Genomic DNA, 24,345 nt, shown 5'->3' on the forward strand with positions numbered 1-24,345 from the left:
TTCCTGCTAGCTGAAGGGTGGGCATCGCTGCCCACCGGTAAATCGAATTAAACCACCAACAATGTGCCCTGACGTAATTTGCGCTTATACACCACAGAGGTCAGAACAATAGGGACGATGACCGCAATCACTATCGCAATTGCGTAGATGCCCCAGAACTTAGGCTGAATAGAGAGGATACCCGGCAGGCCACCGACGCCGATGCCGTTTGCCATTACGCCGTTCAGTCCGCACAGCAGGCCCGCCAGGCCGGAACCCACCATGGCGCACAGCATCGGGAAGTTGTACTTCAGGTTGATCCCGTACATGGCAGGCTCGGTGACGCCGAGATAGGCCGAGATGGCCGCCGGGACGGAGATTTCACGCTCTTTCTGCTTGCGGCTGCAGATAATGATGCCGACAACCGCAGAAGCCTGGGCAATGTTAGACAGCGCAATCAGCGGCCAGACCGGCGTGCCGCCCATGCTCTGGATCATCTGCATATCGATGGCCAGCGTGGTCTGGTGAACGCCGGTGATAACCAGCGGGGCGTACAGGAAGCCAAACAGCGCGGCGCCCACAGGGGCGAAGCTGCCGGTCATCAGGTGACGAACCGCGAACGCAACGCCGTCGCCAATCATGCGGCCAAATGGCCCGATCACGGTATGCGCCAGGAAGACGGCCAGAATCAGCGAGCAAACCGGTACGATAACCAGATAAAGGTAATCCGGCACGATGCGTTTGAGGCGAGTTTCAATAAAGCCGAGCGCCAGGCCCGCCAGCAGCGCCGGGATAACCTGCGCCTGATAGCCCACCTTCTCGATGGTGAACCAGCCGAAGTTCCACACTTCCGGAATTTTGGTGCCGAGCTCATAGGCGTTCATCAGCTGCGGGGAGACCAGCGTCACGCCCAGCACGATACCGAGAATAGGCGTGCCGCCCATTTTCTTAACCGCAGACCAGCAAATCCCTACCGGCAGATAGAAGAAGATAGCCTCGCCAATCAGCCACAGGAAGTCGTAGACGGTTTTCAGCGCCGGATACATCTGGGCAAGGGTCTCCCCGTTGCTCATCGGCAGGTCGCCAATCACGTTGCGGAAGCCGAGGATCAAACCCCCGCTAATCAGCGCGGGCAGCAGCGGGAAGAAGATCTCTGCGAAGTGGGAGATCAGCTGTTCGTGCCATTTCATGTTTTGGCGGGCCGCCGTTTTGGCCTGCTCTTTGTCGGCGGAGTCGAGCCCGGTCGTGGCAATCAACGCCTTGTAGTAATCATCCACTTCGGTACCGATAACCACCTGGAACTGGCCGGCATTGGTAAAGCAGCCTTTCACCATCGGCAGGTTTTCGATCTCTTTAGGATGGGCATTTTCGGGATGGTTCAGTACAAAACGAAGTCGGGTAATACAGTGGCTGACGGTGGCGATATTCTCGCGCCCGCCCACCAGTTCAATCAGCTTATCTATGTCTTGTTGTTTTACTTTGCTCATAAATGACACCTGGGTAGGAGGTAATGACCTGTTGTAAGGGTAGCCAGGATTCTATTTCTCTAAAATGGGAACGTTCCCGAAATCGGGCGAAGATCACAAAATCCCGTTCAGGGGCGGTTTTATTGCAGGTGACTTGGGATGACGATCTGCCGCAGCTGTTGGCCCTGAGAGATCTGGCCGATCAGCTGTAAAGCCGCGGCGCGGCCCGCTTCGGCGTAGCCAGGGTCAACGGTGATGATTTCAGGATGCAGAAACTTCATCAGCGGCGTGTTCCCCACGCTCGCCAGCTGAATATCGCTGAGGTTTTGCTGCTGGAGATATTTGCTTGCGCCCAGGGCCAGCGTATCCGTGGCGCACAGCAGGGCGGTGGTTTCCGGGGTCAACACTTCAGCCACGTGCTCGTAACCTTGCTTCATGGCGAGGCCGGGCAGAGCGGCGTTAGGCGTAATATCGTGGTCCTGGCAAAAAGCGAGATAGGCCTGATGGCGACGGTAGCCGGTGGTCACGTCGCCGTGCGGCACGCCGAGAAAACTGATGTTGCGGTGACCCTGCTGATACAGCGTGGACATCAGGATCTGAATGGCGCCTTCGTCGTCGTAACACACCGAAGCAAAGCCTTGCGCGTCGCGCGCCAGCAGCACCAGCGAGGAGCGCCAGGGCTGCAGAATTTTCTCGCTGATGCCGGTGAAGCCAAACAGAATTACGCCGTCGATGTTGCGGCGGCGCAGCATGCCAAGGTGTTCCTCAACCATCTCCGGCGAAAACTGGCTCTCCATCATAATCGGGTCATAGCCCTGTTCGTAAAGGCAGGGCAGCATGGTTTGTACCGCCAGGTTCTCCGACAGCGAATCCAGACGGGTCACGATAATGGCGACCACCTTATCGCTTTGCCCACGCATGGCGCGCGCCGAGCGGGAAGGGGAGAACTCGTGCTGCTGCATTACCGCCTCAACCCGTTCACGCGTGCGGGCGCTGACGCCGTTTTCGTTGTTCAAAACGCGAGAGACGGTAGATTTCCCGACGCCGCTAAGGCGGGCAATATCTTTAATGGTAAGACGACTTTGCATTGCTGTTCTTTTCCCTGGCGGCCACGGTGCGTAGAGGCTTGTTATTAATCAGATCGTGGCGGCAAACGACGCAGTGATTGTCACTCGTTTGCCACCAATCTGTAATCCGGATTCTTTAGAATATACTTACAAAGAGTAAAATTTTAACGCCGTATTCTGTTCCCACCATGGGCAAAATCTGGTTTACAAAAGGTTTAGTTTTACGGGCGTAGTATACCTGGCATTCTCATTATGCCAGAAGGCGTAATGCTATTTATCTTTCAACGCTACCGGAGATGACATGGAACCCGATCCCAGTCCTCACCCTGAAGTAACAGGAATTTTCCGGTAAGCCACAGGTTAACGCCCGCTGCCTTACCGGTTTTGTAAGGCAGTGGCGAACTCTTCTTTTTTTACGTCCCTGCTTGTTGATGCTCTTCTGCCCGGCGAGGACTCTTCACGCCTGCAGAAAACTCAGGTACCGCTCAAGACGGTGCTAAGGACGTTTATGCAATTTAAAAACCTGACTCGCCAGCTGATGTCCCAGCTGAGCCGCCACCTGCCACGCCGTCTGGTACAGCGCGATCCCATGCCGGATGGCAACGTTGTGGCGAAAGCCGCCGATATTCCGGCGACGCTGACCCAGGCCTGCCTGAAATATGCCGCCGCCAGCGAAGAGCAACTCTACCTTGAGTTTGGCAGTCGTCATCCGGAAGGACTCAATGAACGTGAAGTGGAAAAGGCACGAGAAGCTCATGGCCTGAACCAGATCCCGGCGCAGAAACCGGCGCCGTGGTTTGTCCACCTCTGGGTCTGCTACCGTAACCCGTTCAACCTGCTGCTGACGGCGCTGGGTATCTTCTCCTATGCCACCGAAGACGACCTGTTCGGCGCAAGCGTTATCGCCCTGATGGTAGTGATTTCCACGCTGCTGAACTTCATTCAGGAAACTCGCTCCACCCGCGCGGCAGATGCGCTGAAGGCGATGGTCAGCAATACGGCGACGGTGCTGCGCGTCATTAACGAGCAGGGCGAATACGCCTATGTTGAAGTCCCGCTCGACCAGCTGGTGCCGGGCGATATCGTTAAGCTTTCGGCGGGCGACATGATCCCGGCCGATCTGCGCGTGATGCAGGCGCGTGACCTGTTCGTAGGGCAGGCTTCGCTCACCGGAGAATCGCTGCCGGTCGAGAAAGTGGCCGTCAGCCGCCAGCACGATCAGCACAACCCGCTGGAGTGCGACAACCTCTGCTTTATGGGCACCAACGTCGTCAGCGGCACGGCGCTGGCGATGATTATCGCCACCGGCGGTAATACCTGGTTCGGGCAGCTGGCCGGGCGGGTTACTCAGCAGGAGAGCGAGCCTAACGCCTTCCAGCGCGGTATTAGCCGCGTCAGCTGGCTGCTGATCCGCTTTATGCTGGTGATGGTGCCGGTAGTGCTGCTGATTAACGGTTTCACCAAAGGTGACTGGTGGGAAGCGGCGCTGTTCTCGCTCTCCGTTGCCGTTGGCCTGACGCCGGAAATGCTGCCGATGATCGTCACCTCGACGCTGGCGCGCGGGGCGGTCAAGCTGTCGAAACAAAAGGTCATTGTTAAACACCTCGATGCTATCCAGAACTTCGGCGCGATGGACATCCTGTGTACCGATAAAACCGGTACCCTGACGCAGGACCGCATCGTGCTGGAAACCCACACCGATGTCTTCGGCGAGCAGAGCGATCGCGTGCTGCACACCGCCTGGCTGAACAGCCACTATCAAACAGGGCTCAAAAACCTGCTGGATGTGGCGGTGCTCGAAGGCGTTGAGGCTGACCACGCCCGAACGGCGGTAGCCCGCTGGCATAAAGTGGATGAAATCCCCTTCGACTTTGACCGTCGCCGCATGTCGGTTGTGGTCTCCGAGCAGTCTGACGTCCATCAGCTTATCTGCAAAGGCGCGCTGCAGGAGATCCTCAACGTCTGTACTCACGTGCGCCACGGCGAGGAGATTGTTCCGCTCAGCGAAGGAATGCTCAAACGTATTCGCGGCGTCACCGACGCGCTGAATAGCCAGGGCCTGCGCGTGGTTGCCGTAGCGACCAAATTCCTGCCTGCCCGCAGCGCAGACTACAGCCGCGTGGATGAGTCTGACCTGATCCTCGAAGGCTACATTGCCTTCCTCGATCCTCCTAAAGAGACCACTGCGCCAGCGTTAAAAGCGCTGAAGGCCAGCGGTATTGCGGTAAAAATTCTTACCGGCGACAGCGAGCTGGTCGCGGCTAAAGTGTGCCGTGAGGTCGGGCTGGAGGTCGGTGACCTGATTATTGGCAGCGACATCGAAGAGATGAGCGATGAAGAGCTGTCGCGTGTTTCGCTGCAAACCACGCTGTTTGCCCGCCTGACGCCGATGCACAAAGAGCGTATCGTCCGCCTGCTGCGCGGCGAAGGGCACGTTGTGGGCTTTATGGGGGACGGCATTAACGATGCCCCGGCCCTGCGAGCGGCAGATATCGGTATTTCCGTCGACGGCGCGGTGGATATCGCCCGTGAAGCCGCCGATATTATCCTGCTGGAAAAAAGCCTGATGGTGCTGGAGGAGGGCGTGATCGAAGGCCGCCGTACCTTCGCCAATATGCTCAAGTACATCAAGATGACCGCCAGCTCCAACTTCGGTAACGTCTTCAGCGTGCTGGTGGCCAGCGCCTTCCTGCCGTTCCTGCCGATGCTGCCTATCCACCTGCTGATTCAGAACCTGATGTACGATGTCTCTCAGGTAGCGATTCCGTTTGATAACGTCGATGATGAGCAAATCAAACAGCCGCAGCGCTGGAACCCGGCCGATCTGGGGCGCTTTATGGTCTTCTTCGGGCCGCTAAGCTCGATCTTCGATATCGTCACTTTCGGCGTGATGTGGTGGATTTTCAAAGCCAACACCCCTGAAGCGCAGACGCTGTTCCAGTCCGGCTGGTTTGTGGAGGGCCTGCTGTCGCAAACACTGATTGTGCACATGATCCGTACCCGCCGCATTCCGTTCCTGCAAAGCCGCCCGGCGTGGCCGCTGATGGTCATGACGCTGCTGGTGATGGCGCTCGGGATTGCGCTGCCGTTCTCGCCGCTGGCCGAGTATCTGCACCTGCAGGCGCTGCCGCTGAGCTACTTCCCGCTGCTGGTGGTGATTCTGGCGGGTTACGTGATGCTGACCCAGGCCGTGAAAGGCTTCTACAGCCGCCGCTACGGCTGGCAGTAATCCCAAAAAATGGCGAGATGTGATCCACGTCTCGCCGCCGCCTTGCTGAAAAATCCTTCACGTGATAACAGATTGTTTTTGCTGTTTTCTGGCCCGTCACGTGAAAGGATTATCCATGTTCAAATCGCTTCGTTTCAGCCTGCTGGCCGCAGGTATCGCCGTCGCCTGCCAGGCGCAGGCCGCCCCGGCCGGGGACTTACCGCTCATGCCATGGCCGCAGCAGGTGGAGCTCCCGGCAACCCAGGGGGCTTTGCCGCTGACCAATGCAATTTCTATCGCTATTAGCGGCGACAAGCTGGACGGCGCCGTTGACCGCTGGCGTCAGCGCATCAGCCTGCAGACCGGCTGGCAGCTGCAGCCCGCGCAGCCACAGCCGGCAAAGCCTACCATCACCATCCAGATCAAACAGGCCGTTGATCCTCTGCCTAAGGCAAACAGTGATGAAAGCTATGCATTAAGCGTCACCGCGGACGGGGTTAAGCTCACCGCTAATACGCGCTTTGGTGCGATGCGCGGTATGGAGACCGTACTTCAGCTGATTCAAAATGGCCCGCAAAATACCTCGATTCCTTATGTAGAAATTAAAGATGTGCCGCGCTTCCCGTGGCGCGGGCTGCTGCTTGATTCGGCTCGCCACTTTATGCCGGTGAACGACATCCTGCGCCAGCTGGACGGCATGGCCGCCGCCAAGCTTAACGTCTTCCACTGGCATCTGACGGACGATCAGGGCTGGCGTTTCGCCTCAACCCATTATCCGAAGCTGCAGCAGCTGGCGAGCGACGGGCAATTTTATACTCAGGAGCAGATGAAGCAGGTTGTACGCTATGCCACCTCGCTGGGCATCCGCGTGGTGCCGGAGATCGACCTGCCAGGGCACGGTTCGGCGCTGGCGGTGGCCTACCCTGAGCTGATGAGCGCGCCGGGGCCTTACCAGATGGAGCGTAACTGGGGAGTCCTGAAGCCGCTGCTGAACCCGGCCAATGAAGCCGCCTACAAGTTTGTGGATACCCTGATTGACGAAGTTACCGCTATTTTCCCTGACAGTTATCTGCATATCGGCGGCGATGAGGTAGATGATACCCAGTGGAAAGAAAACGCCGCTATCCAGCAGTTTATGCGGCAGCACAATCTGGCGGACTCCCACGGGCTGCAAACCTATTTCAACCAGCGGCTGGAGAAGATCCTCGAAAAGCATAAGCGCCAGATGATGGGCTGGGACGAGATTTACCATCCGGATCTGCCGAAGAACATCCTGATCCAGTCCTGGCAGGGGCAGGATTCGCTGGGAGCTATCGCCGCTAACGGCTACAAAGGGATTCTGTCGACGGGCTTTTACCTCGACCAGCCACAGTCCACAGCTTACCACTACCGTAATGAAGTACTGCCGGCAGGGCTGAACGGCGTGGACCATATCAATGAGGCAGACAGCGCACAAAGCTGGTTCTTCAGTATGCCCCGCCTGAAAGGCAGCGCCGTAGAGGGCAGCTTCACGCTGGTGAAAAGCGACGGCGGCTGGCGCGGTTTTATCGACTTCAAGGGCAAATCCCGCCGTGCGGTTCACGATGTGAAATGGCTGAACCCAACCCAGGTGACCTTCACGGTGGACACGTGGATGGGGGAAACTCGCCCCGTGGTGACGCTGGAAAACGACAAACTTAACGGCTATTTCATCGTGGGCAACGTGCGCTATCCGGCCACCGGGCAGAAGCTGGAAGGTATTCCGGACGGCAAACAGCCTGTGGTCCCAACCGAAGCGCAGATGAGCAATATTCTCGGCGGTGAAGCGGCCCTGTGGGCGGAAAACGTGATCTCTCCGCTGCTGGACATCAAGCTCTGGCCTCGCACCTTTGCCGTGGCCGAGCGCCTGTGGTCGGCTAAAGATGTGACGGACGTGGATAATATGTACCAGCGCATGCAGGCGATTGATGCCTGGTCGACGGTCTCCGTTGGTCTGCGCCAGCACGCTGAGTCCGTCATCCAGCTGACTCGCCTCGCCGGTACGCCGGAGATTATGCCGCTGCAGATCCTCGCTCAGGCTATTGAACCCGCGCAGTACTACACGCGTCAGCACCTGAAGTTCCAGGCCGGAAACTACAATCATTTCGAGCCGCTCAACCGCTTTGCCGATGCCTTAGGCGCAGAAAGCGGCCAGGTCAGGGCGATTAACGGCTGGGTGGATAAGCTGATTGCCGATCCGGAAGACAGCAATAGCGCAGAGGCGCTACGCCATATCTTCTCCCGCTGGCAGAGCAATACCCCGGACGTCCTGGCGCTGATCGACGGCAACTACGTGTTAAAACCGCTCAGGCCGGTTGCCGGGGACGTGGATAAGCTTGCCGGGCTGGGCCTCAGGCTGACGGATCTGGTGGCGAAGCAAGGATCGCTCAGCGATGACGAGCTTAAGGCCATTCAGGCTCAGCTGGATGCGGCGGCGCAAACGCGTGACGAAGTGGTGATTGCGGCGGTCTACCCGCTGGAAAAACTGCTGCGGGCCGTTGTGAAGTAAGGGCAAAAAAATAGCCCTGCATAGGCAGGGCTACAAGCAAACGCGCAGCAGCGAATTAGCGGCGAACGGCAATGGCTTCGATTTCGATTTTAACGTCTTTCGGCAGACGAGCGACTTCAACGCAGGAGCGGGCCGGGAAGGTGGCTTTATGCTCGGTGAAGAAGGCTTCATAGGCGGCGTTAACGGTCGCGAAATCGTTCAGATCTTTAACGAATACGGTGGTTTTCACTATATCGCCCACTTTCAGGCCCGCTGACTCAACGATAGCCTTCACGTTTTCCAGGGACTGACGAGCCTGAGCGGCTACGTCTTCCGGTACGTCACCGGTTTTAGGATCAACCGGGATCTGACCGGAGGTGATGATCATGCTGCCGAGATCGACACCCTGAACATAAGGACCGATAGCGGCCGGTGCGTTTTCCGTGCTAAGCGTGCGTGACATTCTCTCTCCTCAGTATTAGATACAAACTCCCAACCATTATAGGGACGGGAGCCTGCTTGTCATTAGTGCCCGTTAATCTACCAGAACTACGTGACGGGCAAATTCTTTCTCGCAGTATTTGCACTTCAGGCTGATATCGTCGGCACGCTGCTTCACGGCGAACGAGGGAGGCTACCGGCTCGTTGTGGCTGATGCAGTTGGTATTCGGGCAGAGCAGAACTTTCTCGATGCGCTCCGGCAGGCTTGGCGTACTTTTCCCCACCACTTCATATTCGTCGATGCGGTTTACCGTCGCATTAGGGGCATACAGCGCCAGCTGATTTACCTGCTCGTCGGTCAGGAAGGTATTCTCAATTTTAATCAGATCCTTGCGGCCCAGCTCGCGGGACGGAAGGTTCAGGCCAATGGTAATGCGCTGGTCGGTTTTGGTCAGCTGGAACAGCGTCAGCAGCTTAAAGCCTATCTGAGCCGGAATGTGGTCGATAACGGTGCCGCGCTTGATGGCTTCAACCTGTAATTTATTATCGTGCGTCATCTTGTTGTCCTCTCACTTAAACCAGTTCGCGATTCAAAACCAGCGCCAGCAGCGCCTGGCGGGCAAAAATACCGTTACCAGCCTGCTGGAAGTACCAGGCGTGCGGCGTGCTGTCTACGTCGGTGGTGATCTCATCCACGCGCGGCAGCGGATGCAGCACTTTCATATTATCGCGAGCGCCGGCCAGGTCGGCGGCGCGCAGGATAAACTGTGCTTTAACATTGGCGTACTCTGACGGGTCAAGGCGCTCTTTCTGCACCCGAGTCATATACAGAATGTCCAGCTCGCCCACCACTTCGTCGATGGACTCATGGCGGCTCCAGGCTATTCCCTTTTCATCCAGCATATCGAGAATATACTGCGGCATCGCCAGCGCGGCCGGGGCGATGAAGTAGAAGCGATTGCCGTTAAACTTCGCCAGCGCCTGGGCCAGGGAGTGCACGGTGCGGCCATACTTCAGGTCGCCGACCATGGCGATATTCAGATTTTCCAGCCGGCCCTGGGTCTCCTGGATGGTGAACAAATCCAGCAGCGTTTGCGTTGGGTGCTGGTTGGCGCCGTCACCGGCGTTCAGGACCGGGATCTCGCCGGAAAACTCGGTGGCCAGTCGGGAGGCGCCTTCCTGCGGATGACGCATCACGATGGCGTCGACGTAGGTGCTGATGACCGAAATGGTGTCCGCCAGCGTCTCGCCTTTTTTGCCCAGGGAGGTGTTGCTGCTGTCGGAGAAGCCCACTACCGACGCGCCCAGGCGGTGAATAGAGGTTTCAAAAGAGAGGCGGGTACGGGTGGAGGCTTCGAAGAAGCAGCTGGCGATCACCTTGTGCTTCAGCAATTCCGGCTGTGGGTTGGCCTTCAACTTTGCCGCGGTTGCCAGCACCAGTTCAAGCTCTTCACGACTGAGATCATTGATGGAAATGATATGTTTTTTTATAGAGCGGGTTAGTCATGTTTCTCTCCTGTTCTCTGGCCGACGGGCAAAAAAAAGGCCCCTCAACGAGGGGCCTTATTAATTTGGGAATTTAGAAATTCGACGCTGCAACGGGAAGAAAAACGCCCTGCCGCGTCTGCTTTCAGACGACGCGCTGCGGCATTTTTTTGAACACAGTGAACCATGCTTCCTCCCGGCAAATTGTGGCGCATTATACGCGCGTGGAGGTTCTCTGCAAGGGCTAAAATCACACTTTTTACGGCAGTGCAATCGGTTGCTGTTGGTTTATGTCAGGCCCAGCACACGGACGATGCGGCTGTGCACCTGCGCTGTTTTACGGATCTCGCGCGGGGCAATCCACACCACGCTGCTCCCGGCGACCACGCCTAAGATCTCCGCCATCGCGTGGTGATCGAGAATTTTGGCTATCGCTTTGCCGTAGCCTGCCACCGTATGCACCATAACAAATTCGCTGTTGTGCTCCACGCTGATCACCATCTCCGACACCGAACGGGCCGCGTTGGGTTTTGGCAGCGACAGTGGGCTCAGGGCGTAGATTTTTTGCCCCTTCGCATTGCGTAATTTTATCACCCCCAGCAGCTTGAGCAGGCGCGACACCGTGGACTGACTAATGGCTTCAAAGCCATGCTGCTTCAAGTCACAGCGCAGCTGCTCCTGGGAGTGGTAGCTCTTGTGGCTGATAAGCTGCTGGCACAGCTCAAGCTGGCGCTGCTCTTTCTCGGACGAGAGGCGGGATATCCTCATAGTAGGTATACGCTCCTGTGATACCTGTGCGCTTTCTTGCACCGTGGATGACTAGAAATTTCTGATATAGCTGGTTTTTTACGATTTTATCTCTTAAAAATATCGCCTATTAGTTTAATCAAAGAACTTAACGCCACGACTGTGGCGTTAATGCCCTCAGGCTATCTGTAAATTCCCGCTTATCACCAGGCTCAATGTCCATGCAGCCAGCGCCAGAATGGCAATGGCTATCGCCAGTTCATAGCTTTTCATCATCGGCTGGCCCTGGGATTTTTTCTGCCACAGGAACACCAGGATACCCGGCGTGAAGAGCAGCGAACTCAGCAGCATGGAGTCGCCGGCTGCGTAGCAGAGCCAGAGGCCGTAAAACGTTGCAATCAGGCCCAGCACGATGCCGCCGGTTCGGGATTCCCCCGGTCCGTACCGCTCTCCGCTCCAGGCAAGCTTGAGGCCGTAGGCCGCGCTAAACAGGTAGGGCGGTAGAATCGCCGCCGTTGCAATGGAGAAAATCGCCTGGTAACCAGCGGCATAGAACAGGGTGAGGATCAGGAAGATCTGGATTAAACCGTTGGTGATCCATAGCGAAAAAGAGGGCGAGTGGCGGACATTCTCTTTTGCAAAAATTTTGGGGAAAATACCGTCAATTGCGGCGACACGCGGTAATTCTGCGGCGAAAAGCGTCCAGGCCAGCAGCGCTCCGGCCACCGACAAAATGACTCCACCGGCCACGAACTTCGCCCCCCACGGCCCGACCACGTTTTCAAGGACGCCAGCCATGGAGGGGTTTTTCAGCCCGGCCAGGTTTGCCTGATCGAGAATGCCCATCGACAGCACGCTCACCAGCACGTAGATCGCCAGCGCGCCCAGGAGGCCAATCACCGTGGCTTTGCCGATATCCGCGCGTTTGGCGGCGCGGGCGGAAACGACGGTGGCCCCTTCAATGCCGATGAAAACCCAGGTGGTGACCAGCATGGTGTTTTTCACCTGATCGAAAATTTCCGGACGCGATCCTTCGACCACCATCATGCGGCCCCAGAAATCCGCCGTGAACACGCCAATCCGGAAGGCAATCAGCACGGCGACGATAAACACCAGCAGAATAATGACCTTAACGACGGTAAGAATGGTGTTGATATAGGCGGCCTCACGCACTCCGCGAAGCACCAGGGCATGAACCAGCCAAAGGACGACGGAGGCGCCGATAATTGAGGGCAGGTTATTCCCGTCGCCAAAAACCGGAATGAAAAAGCTCATGGCGCTGAACAACAGCACCGCATAAGAGACGTTGCCAAGCCAGGCGGAGAACCAGTAGCCCCAGGCGGACTGGAAGCCGATAAAGTCGCCAAACCCGGCCCGGGCGTAGCTGTAAACGCCGCCGTCCAGATCCGGGCAGCGGGCGCTAAGATTCTGGTAAATAAAGGCCAGGCAAAGCATACCGGCGCCGGTGATCGCCCAGCCAATCAGCAGCGCGCCGGGTGAGGCTACCGAAGCGAAGTTTTGCGGCAGGCTGAAGACGCCGCCGCCAATCATCGAGCCTATGACCAGCGCAACCAGCGCGCTAAGTCCAAGTTTCTTCTCACTGCTTGTTGAGGTGTCTGCGGCACCTTCATGGGTAAGATCGGCCATTTCCTTTTCTCCTGCTGCGCCTGGCAGCACAAGGGCAAAACGGGCAGCGGGAGGTTCCCACTGCCCGACAGCGTTACGCTCCGAGCGTCGCAACCATGACGGCTTTAATGGTGTGCATACGGTTTTCGGCTTCGTCGAAGACGATGGAGTGTTTTGACTCAAAGACCTCCTCGGTCACTTCCAGCCCCTTCAGGCCGTAGGTTTCTTCGATCTCTTTGCCTACTTTGGTGTGTTCGTTGTGGAAGGCGGGCAGGCAGTGCATGAACTTGACGTTCGGGTTGCCGGTCGCGTTGAGGACGGCCTGATTAATCTGGTAAGGCGTCATGATGCTGACGCGCTCGGCCCAGGCTTCTTTCGGTTCGCCCATCGAGACCCAAACGTCGGTATAGAGGAAGTCGACGCCCGCGACGCCTTCGTCCACGCTGTCGGTCAGCAGGATACTGCCGCCGGTTTCTTTGACGATGGCGCGGCACTGCTCTACCAGCTCCGCCTCAGGCCAGAAGGCTCTCGGCGCCACCAGGCGAATATCCATGCCCATTTTCGCGGCGCCTACCATCAGGGAATTACCCATGTTGTTGCGGGCGTCGCCCAGATAAGCGAAGGAGAGATCCTGAAGCTTTTTGCCCGGCGCGTGCTCCAGCATGGTCATCAGGTCTGCGAGGATTTGAGTTGGGTGAAACTCATTGGTCAGCCCGTTCCACACCGGCACGCCCGCGTATTGACCCAGCTCTTCGACTATCTCCTGGCCATAGCCGCGGTATTCAATCCCGTCGTACATCCGCCCCAGCACGCGGGCGGTATCTTTCATCGACTCTTTATGGCCGATTTGCGAGCCGCTTGGCCCGAGGTAGGTGACCAGCGCGCCCTGGTCAAAAGCGCCTACTTCAAAGGCGCAGCGGGTGCGGGTGGAGGTTTTCTCGAAGATCAGCGCGATGTTTTTACCGCAAAGCGTCTTTTTCTCGGTGCCGGCCTGTTTGGCGGCCTTAAGTTCGCGAGCAAGGTCGATGAGGTACTGAATTTCTGCAGGTTTAAAGTCGAGAAGTTTCAGGAAATTGCGGTTTTTTAAGTTGATAGTCATTTCATTATCCTTTGAATTTTAAGCTTTTTACCCTCACCCCGACCCTCTCCCTGAAAGGGAGAGGGGGAAATGCAGGCGGCTCTGTCTTATTCCCTCTCCCCGTTGGAGAGGGTGAAATGCAGGCGGCTCTGTTTTATTCCCTCACCTCGTGAGAGGGGGAAATGCAGGCGGCTCTGTTTTATTCCCTCTCCTCGTGGGAGAGGGAGACATGCAAGCGACTCTGTCTTATTCCCTCTCCCCCCTGGGGAGAGGGTTAGGGTGAGGGGGCATTCACACCACCTGAATAAGCGTGCCTTTCTCACCAGCCAGAATGGCCGGGCCATCCTCAAGAGCACCTATCCCGGCGATGCCGTGGCAGCTGGCGACAAAGCGGCTACAGGCGGCCACTTTGGGCCCCATCGATCCGGCGTCGAAGCTCATACCTTCAAGCTCCGCAGGCGTAATGCTGGCGAGCGGGCGCTGCGCCGGGGTGCCCCAGTTGAGGTAAACCGCGTCGGCGTCGGTCAGGATCAGCAGGGCATCTGCCTCAATCTGGCGAGCCAGCAGCGCGGCGGAAAGATCCTTATCTATCACCGCCTCAATACCGTGGTAGCCGTCGGCCCTCTTCACCACCGGCACGCCGCCGCCGCCGTTGCAGATGACCAGATGGTCACGTTGAATCAGCGCCGTAATGGCGTCGCTCTCGACAATCCGTTTCGGCTGCGGCGACGGCACCACGCGGCGGAAATACTGCCCGTCGGCTTTTACCGACCAGCCTTTGTCGCGTACCAGCGCATCCGCCTGCTCCTTGCTGTAGACCGGGCCGATATACTTGGTCGGATTGCTGAAGGCCGGATCCTGCGGATCGACTTCAACCTGGGTGAGCAGCACGCTGACTTCGCGGTCCGGCAGATCGTTTTTCAGCGCCTGCTGCAGCATGTAGCCGATCATTCCCTGGCTCTCCGCGCCGAGAACGTCCAGCGGGTAGGGGCTGACGTTTGGGTAGGCGCTGTTTTGCAGGGCAAGCAGGCCGACCTGCGGGCCGTTGCCGTGTACCAGCACAACGCGCCAGGCCTGGGTGAGCCGGGCAATTGTTTTCGCCGCCAGCTCAATATTTTTGCGCTGCAGGTCGGCTTCGAGTGGCTCACCGCGCTTTAGCAGGGCATTCCCGCCGAGCGCTACAACAAGCGTGGGCTTCAGTTCCATAGGGTTTACTCCTTTAAATTCCATCGCGTTCCAGCGGGCAGCTCATGCAGCGTGCGCCGCCGCGACCGCGCCCCAGCTCATCGCCGGGAATGGGCAGAACGGTGATGCCAGCTTTGTCATATTTCTCGTTGGTCCAGATGTTGCGTTCGTAGCCGATGACGACGCCCGGGCGTACGGTCAGCACGTTGTTGGCGTCGTTCCACTGCTCGCGCTCGGCTTCAAAGGCGTCGCCGCCGGTGGTGATAAGCTTGATCTGGTCGATACCCAGCGCTTTTTCGATGGCGTTAACCAGGCTGGTTTCCTGGTGACGTTTGATGCCGCCGTGGCCGTCGGGGGTTAAGGTCCAGCACTGCACGTCTTTGCGGACGACTTCGGGGTATACGGAGAAGGTGTCGATATCCAGGTGGGTCATTACGGTATCGAGATGCATGCAGGAGCGGTGTTTCGGCAGCTCAACGGCAATCACCCGGGTGGCCTGCCGATGCCTGAATAAGGATTCAGCGAGGAACTCTATGCCCTGAGGCGTCGTGCGCTCGGACATGCCAATTAATACCGCGCCGCGGCCAATAACTAAAACATCGCCGCCTTCCAGCGTAGCGTGGTCGTAATTAATATTTTCGTCGCCGTAATATTTAATGAATTTTTCGTCGGTAAAGGCCGGGTGCCAACGATAAATCGCTCTTAAATTATTGGTCTCGCGCTGGCGAGCCGCTTTTGCCATTGGGTTAATAGAGACGCCGTTATAAATCCAGCACGATGTGTCGCGGGTAAATAAATGATTCGGTAACGGCTTCATAATAAAATCGGTTGCCGAGTGGGTATCCACAACCATATTTTTAATGTGCGCCGGAATTTCCCCGTAGGTCAGCCCGCCAGAGAGGTGACGCGCCAGTTCCCGATGCGGCATATCGGCCAGCCAGCCGCGAATATCGGAGGCGAAAGCCGGCCCCAGGCGATAGTCGGAAACCTGCGTATTCAGCAGCCACTCCTTAGCTTCGCTGACGTCGAGGGTTTGCGTCAGCAGGTCGGTAAGCAACAGGACCTCCACGCCCTGGCCGCGCAGGGTATTGGCGAACACGTCGTGTTCTTCACCGGCGCGTTCAACCGACAGCACATCATCGAATAATAATTCCTGACAATTAGAAGGGGTAAGTCTTTTCAGGCTGAGGTTGGGGCGGTGCAGCATCACGCTGCGTAATTGACCTATTTCGGAACCGACATAATGCTTGTCCATGACTATTCCTTTACTTTAATCTGGATATAAAAATACCTGTAACGCAATGGATATTGCGCCGTGACTTGAATAACTCATTAAGTGGTTTTGAGGCGTTTGTTAATTTCTTGATGGCTATTTAATGCGAGGGAAGTCGGGTGGGCAAGGCTATTTTTAACTCTATTGTTATTCATTGATGAGCGTCAGAAAACAGAAAATATGCCGATTCAGGTAAATGAATAATTACTCGCTGATGCGCTTTTAATTATTTATGTGTGTTAATCGGTTGTAATTTTATGCGAAAACGCAATTATTTTAACTCATTGATATTGATGTATTTTTATTTTATTTATGCATAACTATTCAGGCGGTGAGTTATTTAATGCCGGGGCGGGCAGAAATGAGAACGATAGTTATTTTATTTTTGGCACCTATCCAGCGAGTCAAAACTGTGATCATACAGACGTTATTCTATTAACTTCATATAAAACAATATATTATAATTTACGCTTAACCAGCGAGGTAACAGGTTATGTCTTTTTTATGCATAAAAAACGCCAGCGCTGCACCAGACACGCAACATCTTTTGCAATAAACATGCGGGAAAAAGAAACCCCTCAGGCGGAGGGACGCCGAGGGGCCAGGATATGCCCTGGGAGCGAAGTAACTATTTTGTCAGCGTGGCGACCATCACCGCCTTAATGGTATGCATACGGTTTTCAGCCTGATCGAACACCACGCTGTGGGAAGACTCAAAGACTTCATCGGTAACCTCCATGCCGCCGTGCAGATCGAACTCCTGCGCCATCTGTTTGCCCAGCGTGGTCTGGTCATCGTGGAACGCCGGCAGGCAGTGAAGGAACTTCACCTGAGGGTTGCCGGTCAACGCCAGCATGGCGCTGTTGACCTGATAAGGCCGCAGCAGGGCGATACGTTCGGCCCACTTCTCTTTGGCTTCTCCCATGGAGAGCCAAACGTCGGTATAAATAAAGTCGGCGCCTTGCACACCCGAAGCGATGTCCTCCGTCAGGGTAATTTTCCCTCCGGTCTGCTCGGCCATGGCTTTACATTCGGCGACCAGTTTTTCCTCCGGCCAGCACGCTTTTGGCGCGACGAGCCGCAGATCTAACCCGGTGAGCGCGGCGGCCTCCAGCATTGAATTGCCCATGTTATTACGCGCGTCACCGACGTACACCAGCGTCATTTGATCCAGGCTTTTGCCTGGCAGCTGCTCCTGCATAGTGAGCAAATCTGCCAACAGCTGAGTGGGATGATATTCATTGGTCAGGCCGTTCCACACCGGCACACCCGCATAGCTGGCGAGAGTTTCGACAATCTCCTGGCCGTAGCCGCGGTACTGAATGCCGTCATAAATACGGCCCAGAACACGCGCGGTATCCTTAATTGATTCTTTATGCCCAATCTGGCTGCCGCTTGGGCCGAGATAAGTGACGCGAGCGCCCTGGTCGTAAGCGGCAACTTCGAAAGAGCAGCGAGTACGAGTCGAATCTTTTTCGAAGATGAGCGCAATATTTTTACCAGCAAGGTGCTGAATCTCTGAGCCTTTTTTCTTGTCGTTTTTTAGCCTGGCGGACAGCGCCAGCAACTCTTTCAGTTGAGCAGGGGTAAAATCGAGTAGCTTAAGAAAGTTTTTCTGATAGAAGTGACTCATTTTTTCCTCGCATGGCGCAAACCTTTATTGAATTAAAATTCAATTTATATGTATGAATATTCAATTGCAACCCCTTAAGTTAAAACTTTGCGGGGAAAGGTGGAGGCAAACCCCGGCGTGTGTGAAAATGAGAGTATCTGCCGACACATTTGAGGAAAGGGCCATGGCAAATCCAGAACTGCTGGAAGAACAGCGCGAAGAAACACGTTTAATCATTGAAGAGCTGCTGGAAGACGGTAGCGATCCGGACGCGTTGTACACCATCGAACACCACCTCTCTGCGGATGATTTCGAAACGCTGGAGAAAGCCGCCGTTGAAGCGTTCAAGCTGGGTTATGAAGTGACCGACCCGGAAGAGCTGGAAGTGGAAGAGGGCGATACCGTCATCTGCTGCGATATCCTGAGCGAATGTGCGCTGAACCCGGAGCTGATTGATGCCCAGGTCGAACAACTGCTGAACCTGGCGGAAAAATTCGGCGTGGAATATGACGGCTGGGGCACCTACTTCGAAGACCCGAACGGCGAAGAGGGTGAGGAAGGCGACGAAGACTACCAGGACGAAGACGACGACGGCGTACGCCACTAAAAGTCAGCGGTGCAGCGGCGTGAGCCGCTGCGCTTTCGCGTAATCACCCATCCCCCGATCGGGCAAAATTCTCTTTTTACCTTTCTTCTTAAATAAACGATTTTCAGGCAGGTTATTCTGTCTTAGCATCGTCATATCTGTATTAAAAATGCGCCAGCAGGGCAGAAATTCAGCCGCTGCAAAAGCTGAACCCGCAACACAACATCCTGCGCCCCGGCCAGACGCTCAAGTGCCAGAAGGCAAACGTCCGCAGAATCATTGCCGGATGGCGAAGCATCTCTACCACGACCATCGCACTTCGCTACAACGGTGGCGGCGATCCTAACTATTCCAGAAAACTCGATTACGCATTATCACTGATTAAAAAAGGGAAGAGCGCTTTATGCAAATAACACTGAAAGCTTGCCTGGTTATCGTCGCCTGTATGCCGCTGCTGGCGTTGGCTAACGATCCGCAGCCGGCTAAGGATGCTACAGCCCTGCGCGAAGCGTGTAGCGAATATGCTGAGGCGGGGATGCGTGACTGTCTGATTAAGCAGTCGAAGGAGAGCGAGCAAGTTCTGGAAAAGGCCAGCAAAACGGCCGCCAGCCGAATCGCTGAATGGGACGAAGACCAGAGCTATATCGAGCAAGCCAGCGCGGCGCTTAAGACATCAAATCAACGTTTCATTCATTATCGCGACAGCCAGTGTCAGCTTGCGGCTTCGCTTAGCGGAGGTGCGGCAGGCAATGCTCGTGAAATCAGGCGCCTTTCCTGCGTTGCAGAACTCAACTTTGGCCGCGCTGAGCAGCTAACCAGCGCGGTTTCAGAGCTGGCGGTGAAATAGGGCTCAACTCTCTTTGCGCCTGAGCTTACTGACAAAAGAGAGGGCAGTGATTATGCTATCTGCCACTAAAAGTCAGCGGTGCAGCGGCGTGAGCCGCTGCGCTTCAGGATACCTCATGGACTACCAGCCGCTCCTCGCCCCGATTAACCAATTCCTGCAGTGCCCAACGCCCGAAGCCTGGATTCAAAAAGCACGTTGCCCGGAAAACCTGCCCCTGCTGCTAACCGACCATATGATTTGCGAGCTGAAGGCCGCGCAAACCGCGATGCTGCTCATCCGTAAATACGTTGCCGATAAAGAGGGTTCGCAGGCGCTGCTGGCCTGGCTGCAGCCCTATGAAGCATTTGCTTTCCGAAACGGAGCGGAGCCTGACTTTCTGGCGCTCCACAAAGGCCTTAGCAAAAGCATTATGCCGAAAACGACCCACGGCTGGGGGCAGCGGCTGATCGACAGCATGGTGCTGCTGATCAAAGAAGAGCTGCACCATTTTTGGCAGGTGCGGGAAATCATGATTGCCCGTAACATCCCGTACGCCAAAATCACCGCCAGCCGCTACGCTAAAGGTTTACTGAGCGAAACTCGTACTCATGAACCGCTGATGCTGGTCGATAAGCTTATCTGCGGCGCCTACATTGAAGCGCGGTCCTGTGAAAGATTCGCCGCGCTGGCCCCGCATCTTGATGAGGAATTGCAGCGTTTTTATCTGTCGCTGCTGCGTTCTGAAGCGCGTCATTATCAGGACTATTTAACGTTGGCAGAGCAGATTGCCGGCGGTGATATCAGCGAACGCGTTCGTTTCTTTGGCCATGTCGAGGCCGGGCTAATCCAAAGCCATGACCATGAGTTTCGTTTCCACAGCGGAGTCCCCGCAAACCAGAAGGATGCACCATGAACTGGACCCACGTCATCATTGCAGGCTATGTCGGCGCAGCCATCGCTGCGGTGGTTGCGGTCTTTCGTAAGAAGGGCTGGGTCGGCAAAGCAGGCGCGGTGGCTATCGCGCTGGTCGCCATCATGGCGTGGAACATCTTCGACGTTAAATACCTGATTCCTCGCGACCGGGCCGCGCAGGAACTGGCCGAGCTGGACGGCGCCATGTCTGAAATGCCGGTCTATCAGGTGCTGAAGGAGCAGGAGCCCGCGCTGTGGATCTCCATCCGCCAGCAGGCCGTCACCATGCACCAGCAGGGAAAAACCGAGCAGGAGGTGATCGACACCCTCCAGCCGCAAATTCTGGCCGTGGAGACGAAGCGCCTGCAAAGCGCAACGGATGAGAACGTGGTGGCGTTTATGCAGGTAAATATGCAGCAAACGGCGATGGTGCAGAAGTCCAGCGATGACGCCTGTTTCCGCTTTCTGTTCCCGGATGTGAAAGGCGGTATCAACTCTACGAAGATTTTGCCCCGTGACGTCACGCTGCGCCGTATGCAGGTGGATGCGGAGATGATGCGTTCCGCCTATGGCCCGGACAAACACAGCGTCACCGACGCCGAACGTGAACAGGCGCGGCGGGATATCCAGCCTATCGTCCAGCAATTGACAAAGCGCTACGGCAGCGACCTTCAGCTAATGTCCGAGCCGGGCAAGGCGGTAGGCAAAGAGGGGCTGGTCTGCAGCCAGGTCCAGGAGCTGTGGCGTAACGTTTTGCAGCTGCCTCCGGCCAGAGCCGCAGGGATTATCCGCCTGTCCGTTGCTTCGCAGTAAACACCGCGCAGCGTGTGAATCGCTTAAGGCTTGAACAGCAACGTGCTTATCGTTAAGGTAAGCGCGTTTTTTTTACCTTCCTGGAAAGCATCATGATCGCCATCGCCCTTATCGACGACCACCTTATCGTCCGCTCCGGTTTTGCCCAACTGCTTGGGCTGGAGGCGGATTTTCAGGTAGTGGCTGAATTTGGCTCCGGGCGCGAGGCGCTGGCCGGTCTGCCGGGGCAGGGCGTACAGGTCTGTATCTGCGATATCTCGATGCCGGACATCTCCGGCCTGGAACTGCTCAGCCAGTTACCGAAAGGCATGGCAATAATCATGCTGTCGGTGCACGACAGCCCGGCGCTGGTTGAGCAGGCGCTGAACGGCGGCGCGCGGGGCTTCCTGTCAAAACGCTGCAGCCCGGACGAACTGATTGCCGCCGTGCATACCGTGGCGACGGGCGGCTGCTATTTAACGCCGGATATCGCCATGAAGCTGGCCGCCGGGCGGCAGGATCCGCTGACAAAGCGTGAGCGTCAGGTGGCGGAAAAACTGGCGCAGGGCATGGCGGTAAAAGAGATTGCCACCGAGCTGGGGCTTTCACCAAAGACGGTCCACGTTCACCGCGCTAACCTGATGGAAAAGCTCGACGTCAGCAACGATGTGGCGCTGGCCCGACGCCTGTTTGACGGTTGGTAATGCGGCACTTTTTCTCCCGGCTGATCGCCGTTATCGCCTGTTTTTTTATCTTCTCCGCCGGCTGGTTTTGCCTGTGGAGCATTAGCCTGCATCTGGTGGAACGACCTGAGCTGGCGGTTCTGCTGTTTCCCTTCGGGCTGCGCTTAGGGCTGATGCTGCAATGCCCGCGCGGCTACTGGCCGGTGCTGCTGGGCGCCGAGTGGTTAATGCTTGCCTGGCTTGCGCAGGAGGTGGCGCTGGCGCACCTGCCGCTGTTAATGGCCGGCGGCGTGCTCACCTTGCTGCCGGTGGCGCTTATCTCCCGCTATCGCCATCAGCGCGACTGGCGAACCCTGCTGCGACAAGGGGCTGCGCTTATCGCTGCGGCACTTCTCCAGTCGCTGCCGTGGCTCGGGCTGGGACATGAATCGCTGAATGCGCTGCTGCTGACGCTGACCGGCGGCCTGACGCTGGCGCCCATCTGTCTGGTTATCTGGCACTATCTGACCAGCACGGTCTGGCAGCCGCTTGGCCCGGCGCTGGTCTCTCAGCCGGTCAACTGGCGTGGACGCCATCTGATTTGGTATCTGCTGCTGTTCGCCGTCAGCCTCTGGCTGCAGCTGGGGTTGCCCGCCGAGCTTTCTCGTTTTACGCCGTTCTGCCTTGCGCTGCCGATCATCGCCCTGGCCTGGCACTATGGCTGGCAGGGGGCGCTGATCGCCACTCTGATGAACGCCATCGCCCTGATAGCCAGCCAGACCTGGCACGATCACCCCGTGGATCTGCTGCTCTCACTGCTGGCGCAAAGCCTGACCGGGCTGTTGCTGGGGGCGGGTATTCAGCGTCTTCGCGAGCTTAACCAGTCGCTGCAAACCGAACTTGCGCGTAACCGCCGGCTTGCCGAGCGGCTGCTGGAAACCGAAGAGAGCGTGCGGCGTGAAGTTGCTCGTGAACTCCATGACGATATTGGGCAGACGATTACGGCGATCCGCACTCAGGCCGGGATCGTGCAGCGTCAGGCCCCGGAAAACGATGGCGTAAAGCGCAGCGGGGCGCATATCGAACAGCTTTCGCTGGGCGTTTATGATTCGGTGCGACGTCTGCTCGGCAGGCTGCGTCCGCGTCAGCTCGACGACCTGTCGCTTGAGCAGGCGGTGCGTTCCCTGCTGCGCGAAATGGAGCTGGAAAGCCGGGGCATCGTCAGCCACTTAGAGTGGAAAATCGATGAGCCGCTGCTTAGCGAAGGGCAGCGCGTGACGCTGTTCCGCGTCTGCCAGGAGGGGCTCAACAACATCGTGAAGCACGCCAGCGCCAGCGCGGTTACGCTGCAGGGCTGGCAGCAGGAGGAGCGGCTGATGCTGGTGATCGAGGATGACGGCAGCGGCCTGCCGCCGGGCTCAGGCCAGCAGGGCTTTGGCCTGACTGGCATGCGTGAGCGCGTCACGGCGCTGGGCGGCACGCTGACTATCTCCTGTACTCACGGCACTCGCGTCAGCGTCAGCCTGCCATTGCGCTATGTCTAAGGGGCGTGCATGTTCAGTTTTCTAAAAGTACCCGCCAGTGCCGCGCCGCTTAGCGATAAGCGTGAGATTGATGCCCGCTACCGCTACTGGCGGCGGCATATTCTGATAACCATCTGGCTGGGCTATGCGCTGTTCTACTTCACCCGCAAAAGCTTTAACGCCGCGGCGCCGGAGATCCTCGCCACCGGCGTGATGGAGCGTACCGACATTGGCCTGCTGGCGACGCTGTTTTACATCACCTACGGGCTGTCGAAGTTCCTCTCCGGGATCGTCAGCGACTTCTCCAATGCTCGCTATTTTATGGGGCTGGGGCTGATTGCTACCGGGGTTGTGAACATCCTGTTCGGCTTTTCGACCTCGCTGTGGGCGTTTGCTCTGTTGTGGGCGCTGAACGCCTTTTTCCAGGGCTGGGGATCGCCGGTCTGCGCCAGGCTGCTGACGGCGTGGTATTCCCGCAGCGAACGGGGCGGCTGGTGGGCGGTATGGAACACGGCCCACAACGTTGGCGGCGCGTTAATCCCCATCGTTATGGGCGCAGCGGCGCTGCATTACGGCTGGCGCATTGGGATGATGATTGCCGGAGGTCTGGCGATCCTTGCCGGATTATTCCTCTGCTGGCGACTGCGCGATCGACCGCAAACCGTGGGCCTGCCGGCGGTGGGCGACTGGCAGCATGACGAGCTGGAGATCGCCCAGCAGCAGGAAGGGGCAGGGCTGACGCGCAAAGAGATCCTCTACAAATACGTGCTGGTGAACCCTTATATCTGGCTGCTCTCCCTCTGCTACGTGCTGGTTTACGTGGTAAGGGCGGCGATCAACGACTGGGGCAATCTTTATATGTCGGAGACGCTCGGCGTCGGGCTTGTTACCGCTAACTCGGCGGTGACGATGTTTGAGCTGGGCGGGTTTATTGGTGCGCTGGTTGCGGGCTGGGGATCTGACAAGCTGTTCAACGGCAACCGTGGGCCGATGAACCTGATTTTCGCCGCCGGAATTTTGCTCTCCGTTGGCTCGCTGTGGCTAATGCCGTTCGCCAGCTACGTGATGCAGGCGGCGTGCTTCTTCACCACCGGATTCTTCGTCTTTGGCCCGCAGATGCTGATTGGTATGGCGGCGGCGGAGTGTTCACACAAAGAGGCGGCAGGCGCGGCAACCGGCTTTGTGGGGCTATTTGCCTACCTCGGTGCTTCGCTTTCCGGCTGGCCTCTGGCACGGGTAATCGACATCTGGCACTGGAGCGGTTTCTTCGCGGTGATTGCCATTGCGGCCGGAATATCGGCTTTGCTGCTGCTGCCGTTTTTAAACGCCCAGGCCCCGCGCGAGGCTAACGAAGCGTGATACTCCTCACCC

Annotated in this window: 18 protein-coding genes and 2 pseudogenes; 9 read left to right on the top strand and 11 right to left on the bottom strand. The window is 57.1% G+C overall.

All coding sequences use genetic code 11. The annotated features are described in order from the left end of the window. Window positions 1–47 precede the first annotated feature (47 nt). Entirely contained in the window at window positions 48–1,466 is a 1,419-nt protein-coding gene (gene treB / locus EL098_RS01960) for a PTS trehalose transporter subunit IIBC (protein ID WP_126354415.1), read from the bottom strand. A 119-nt stretch (window positions 1,467–1,585) separates the two neighbouring features. Continuing rightward, window positions 1,586–2,533, bottom strand: a complete 948-nt coding sequence (treR, locus tag EL098_RS01965; RefSeq protein WP_126354416.1) for a trehalose operon repressor TreR — start codon at window positions 2,531–2,533, stop codon at window positions 1,586–1,588. A 487-nt stretch (window positions 2,534–3,020) separates the two neighbouring features. Between treR and mgtA the strand changes: the two genes are divergently transcribed. Both mgtA and EL098_RS01975 read left to right on the top strand, forming a co-directional pair. Continuing rightward, a complete protein-coding gene (gene mgtA / locus EL098_RS01970; protein WP_126354417.1) occupies window positions 3,021–5,741 on the top strand; it encodes a magnesium-translocating P-type ATPase in 2,721 nt (906 codons plus the stop codon). A gap of 115 nt (window positions 5,742–5,856) precedes the next feature. Next, the gene (locus EL098_RS01975; RefSeq protein WP_126354418.1) at window positions 5,857–8,247 is read left to right on the top strand and encodes a beta-N-acetylhexosaminidase; all 2,391 of its coding nucleotides are present in this window, start codon (window positions 5,857–5,859) and stop codon (window positions 8,245–8,247) included. 55 nt (window positions 8,248–8,302) lie between these two features. Here EL098_RS01975 and ridA read toward each other — a convergent pair whose 3' ends face one another. From ridA to argF (EL098_RS02020), 9 genes and pseudogenes are all read right to left on the bottom strand, one after another. Further along, window positions 8,303–8,689, bottom strand: a complete 387-nt coding sequence (ridA, locus tag EL098_RS01980) for a 2-iminobutanoate/2-iminopropanoate deaminase (protein WP_126354419.1) — start codon at window positions 8,687–8,689, stop codon at window positions 8,303–8,305. 72 nt (window positions 8,690–8,761) lie between these two features. Continuing rightward, window positions 8,762–9,224 (bottom strand): annotated as a pseudogene (gene pyrI / locus EL098_RS01985) (aspartate carbamoyltransferase regulatory subunit). 16 nt (window positions 9,225–9,240) lie between these two features. Further along, window positions 9,241–10,174 (bottom strand): annotated as a pseudogene (gene pyrB, locus EL098_RS01990) (aspartate carbamoyltransferase). 266 nt (window positions 10,175–10,440) lie between these two features. Then, window positions 10,441–10,920, bottom strand: a complete 480-nt coding sequence (locus tag EL098_RS01995) for an arginine repressor (RefSeq protein ID WP_126354421.1) — start codon at window positions 10,918–10,920, stop codon at window positions 10,441–10,443. A 156-nt stretch (window positions 10,921–11,076) separates the two neighbouring features. After that, window positions 11,077–12,546 (bottom strand): arginine-ornithine antiporter, encoded by a 1,470-nt coding sequence (arcD, locus tag EL098_RS02000; RefSeq protein WP_126354422.1) that lies wholly within the window; start codon window positions 12,544–12,546, stop codon window positions 11,077–11,079. Between the two features lie 73 nt (window positions 12,547–12,619). Further along, on the bottom strand, window positions 12,620–13,624 hold the full coding sequence (gene argF / locus EL098_RS02005) for an ornithine carbamoyltransferase (RefSeq protein WP_126354423.1): 1,005 nt from the start codon (window positions 13,622–13,624) through the stop codon (window positions 12,620–12,622). A gap of 270 nt (window positions 13,625–13,894) precedes the next feature. Beyond that, window positions 13,895–14,809 carry a carbamate kinase gene (locus tag EL098_RS02010; protein ID WP_126354424.1) on the bottom strand — a complete coding sequence of 305 codons (915 nt, stop codon included), beginning with the start codon at window positions 14,807–14,809 and terminating at the stop codon, window positions 13,895–13,897. Window positions 14,810–14,822: 13 nt separating this feature from the next. After that, window positions 14,823–16,043, bottom strand: coding sequence for an arginine deiminase (gene arcA / locus EL098_RS02015; protein WP_126354425.1), 1,221 nt, complete (start codon window positions 16,041–16,043; stop codon window positions 14,823–14,825). A 646-nt stretch (window positions 16,044–16,689) separates the two neighbouring features. Continuing rightward, window positions 16,690–17,694, bottom strand: a complete 1,005-nt coding sequence (argF, locus tag EL098_RS02020; RefSeq protein WP_126354426.1) for an ornithine carbamoyltransferase — start codon at window positions 17,692–17,694, stop codon at window positions 16,690–16,692. Between the two features lie 163 nt (window positions 17,695–17,857). On the opposite strand from argF (EL098_RS02020), the gene rraB reads away from it, so the two are divergent. From rraB to uhpC, 7 genes are all read left to right on the top strand, one after another. Next, window positions 17,858–18,280 (top strand): ribonuclease E inhibitor RraB, encoded by a 423-nt coding sequence (rraB, locus tag EL098_RS02025; RefSeq protein WP_126354427.1) that lies wholly within the window; start codon window positions 17,858–17,860, stop codon window positions 18,278–18,280. 382 nt (window positions 18,281–18,662) lie between these two features. After that, window positions 18,663–19,106, top strand: a complete 444-nt coding sequence (locus EL098_RS02035) for a lysozyme inhibitor LprI family protein (protein ID WP_126354428.1) — start codon at window positions 18,663–18,665, stop codon at window positions 19,104–19,106. 115 nt (window positions 19,107–19,221) lie between these two features. Beyond that, window positions 19,222–19,998, top strand: a complete 777-nt coding sequence (gene miaE, locus EL098_RS02040) for a tRNA isopentenyl-2-thiomethyl-A-37 hydroxylase MiaE (protein ID WP_126354429.1) — start codon at window positions 19,222–19,224, stop codon at window positions 19,996–19,998. Further along, window positions 19,995–20,810, top strand: a complete 816-nt coding sequence (locus tag EL098_RS02045) for a topoisomerase II (protein ID WP_126354430.1) — start codon at window positions 19,995–19,997, stop codon at window positions 20,808–20,810. The genes miaE and EL098_RS02045 overlap by 4 nt, the downstream gene beginning before the upstream one ends. 92 nt (window positions 20,811–20,902) lie before the next feature. Further along, the gene (gene uhpA / locus EL098_RS02050; RefSeq protein WP_126354431.1) at window positions 20,903–21,493 is read left to right on the top strand and encodes a transcriptional regulator UhpA; all 591 of its coding nucleotides are present in this window, start codon (window positions 20,903–20,905) and stop codon (window positions 21,491–21,493) included. Further along, the gene (gene uhpB, locus EL098_RS02055) at window positions 21,493–22,995 is read left to right on the top strand and encodes a signal transduction histidine-protein kinase/phosphatase UhpB (RefSeq protein WP_126354432.1); all 1,503 of its coding nucleotides are present in this window, start codon (window positions 21,493–21,495) and stop codon (window positions 22,993–22,995) included. Before uhpA ends, uhpB begins: the two co-directional genes overlap by 1 nt. A gap of 9 nt (window positions 22,996–23,004) precedes the next feature. Beyond that, on the top strand, window positions 23,005–24,333 hold the full coding sequence (gene uhpC, locus EL098_RS02060; RefSeq protein WP_126354433.1) for an MFS transporter: 1,329 nt from the start codon (window positions 23,005–23,007) through the stop codon (window positions 24,331–24,333). Window positions 24,334–24,345: the final 12 nt, after the last annotated feature.

The organism is Cedecea lapagei (assembly GCF_900635955.1).
GTDB classification, from domain to species: domain Bacteria; phylum Pseudomonadota; class Gammaproteobacteria; order Enterobacterales; family Enterobacteriaceae; genus Cedecea; species Cedecea lapagei.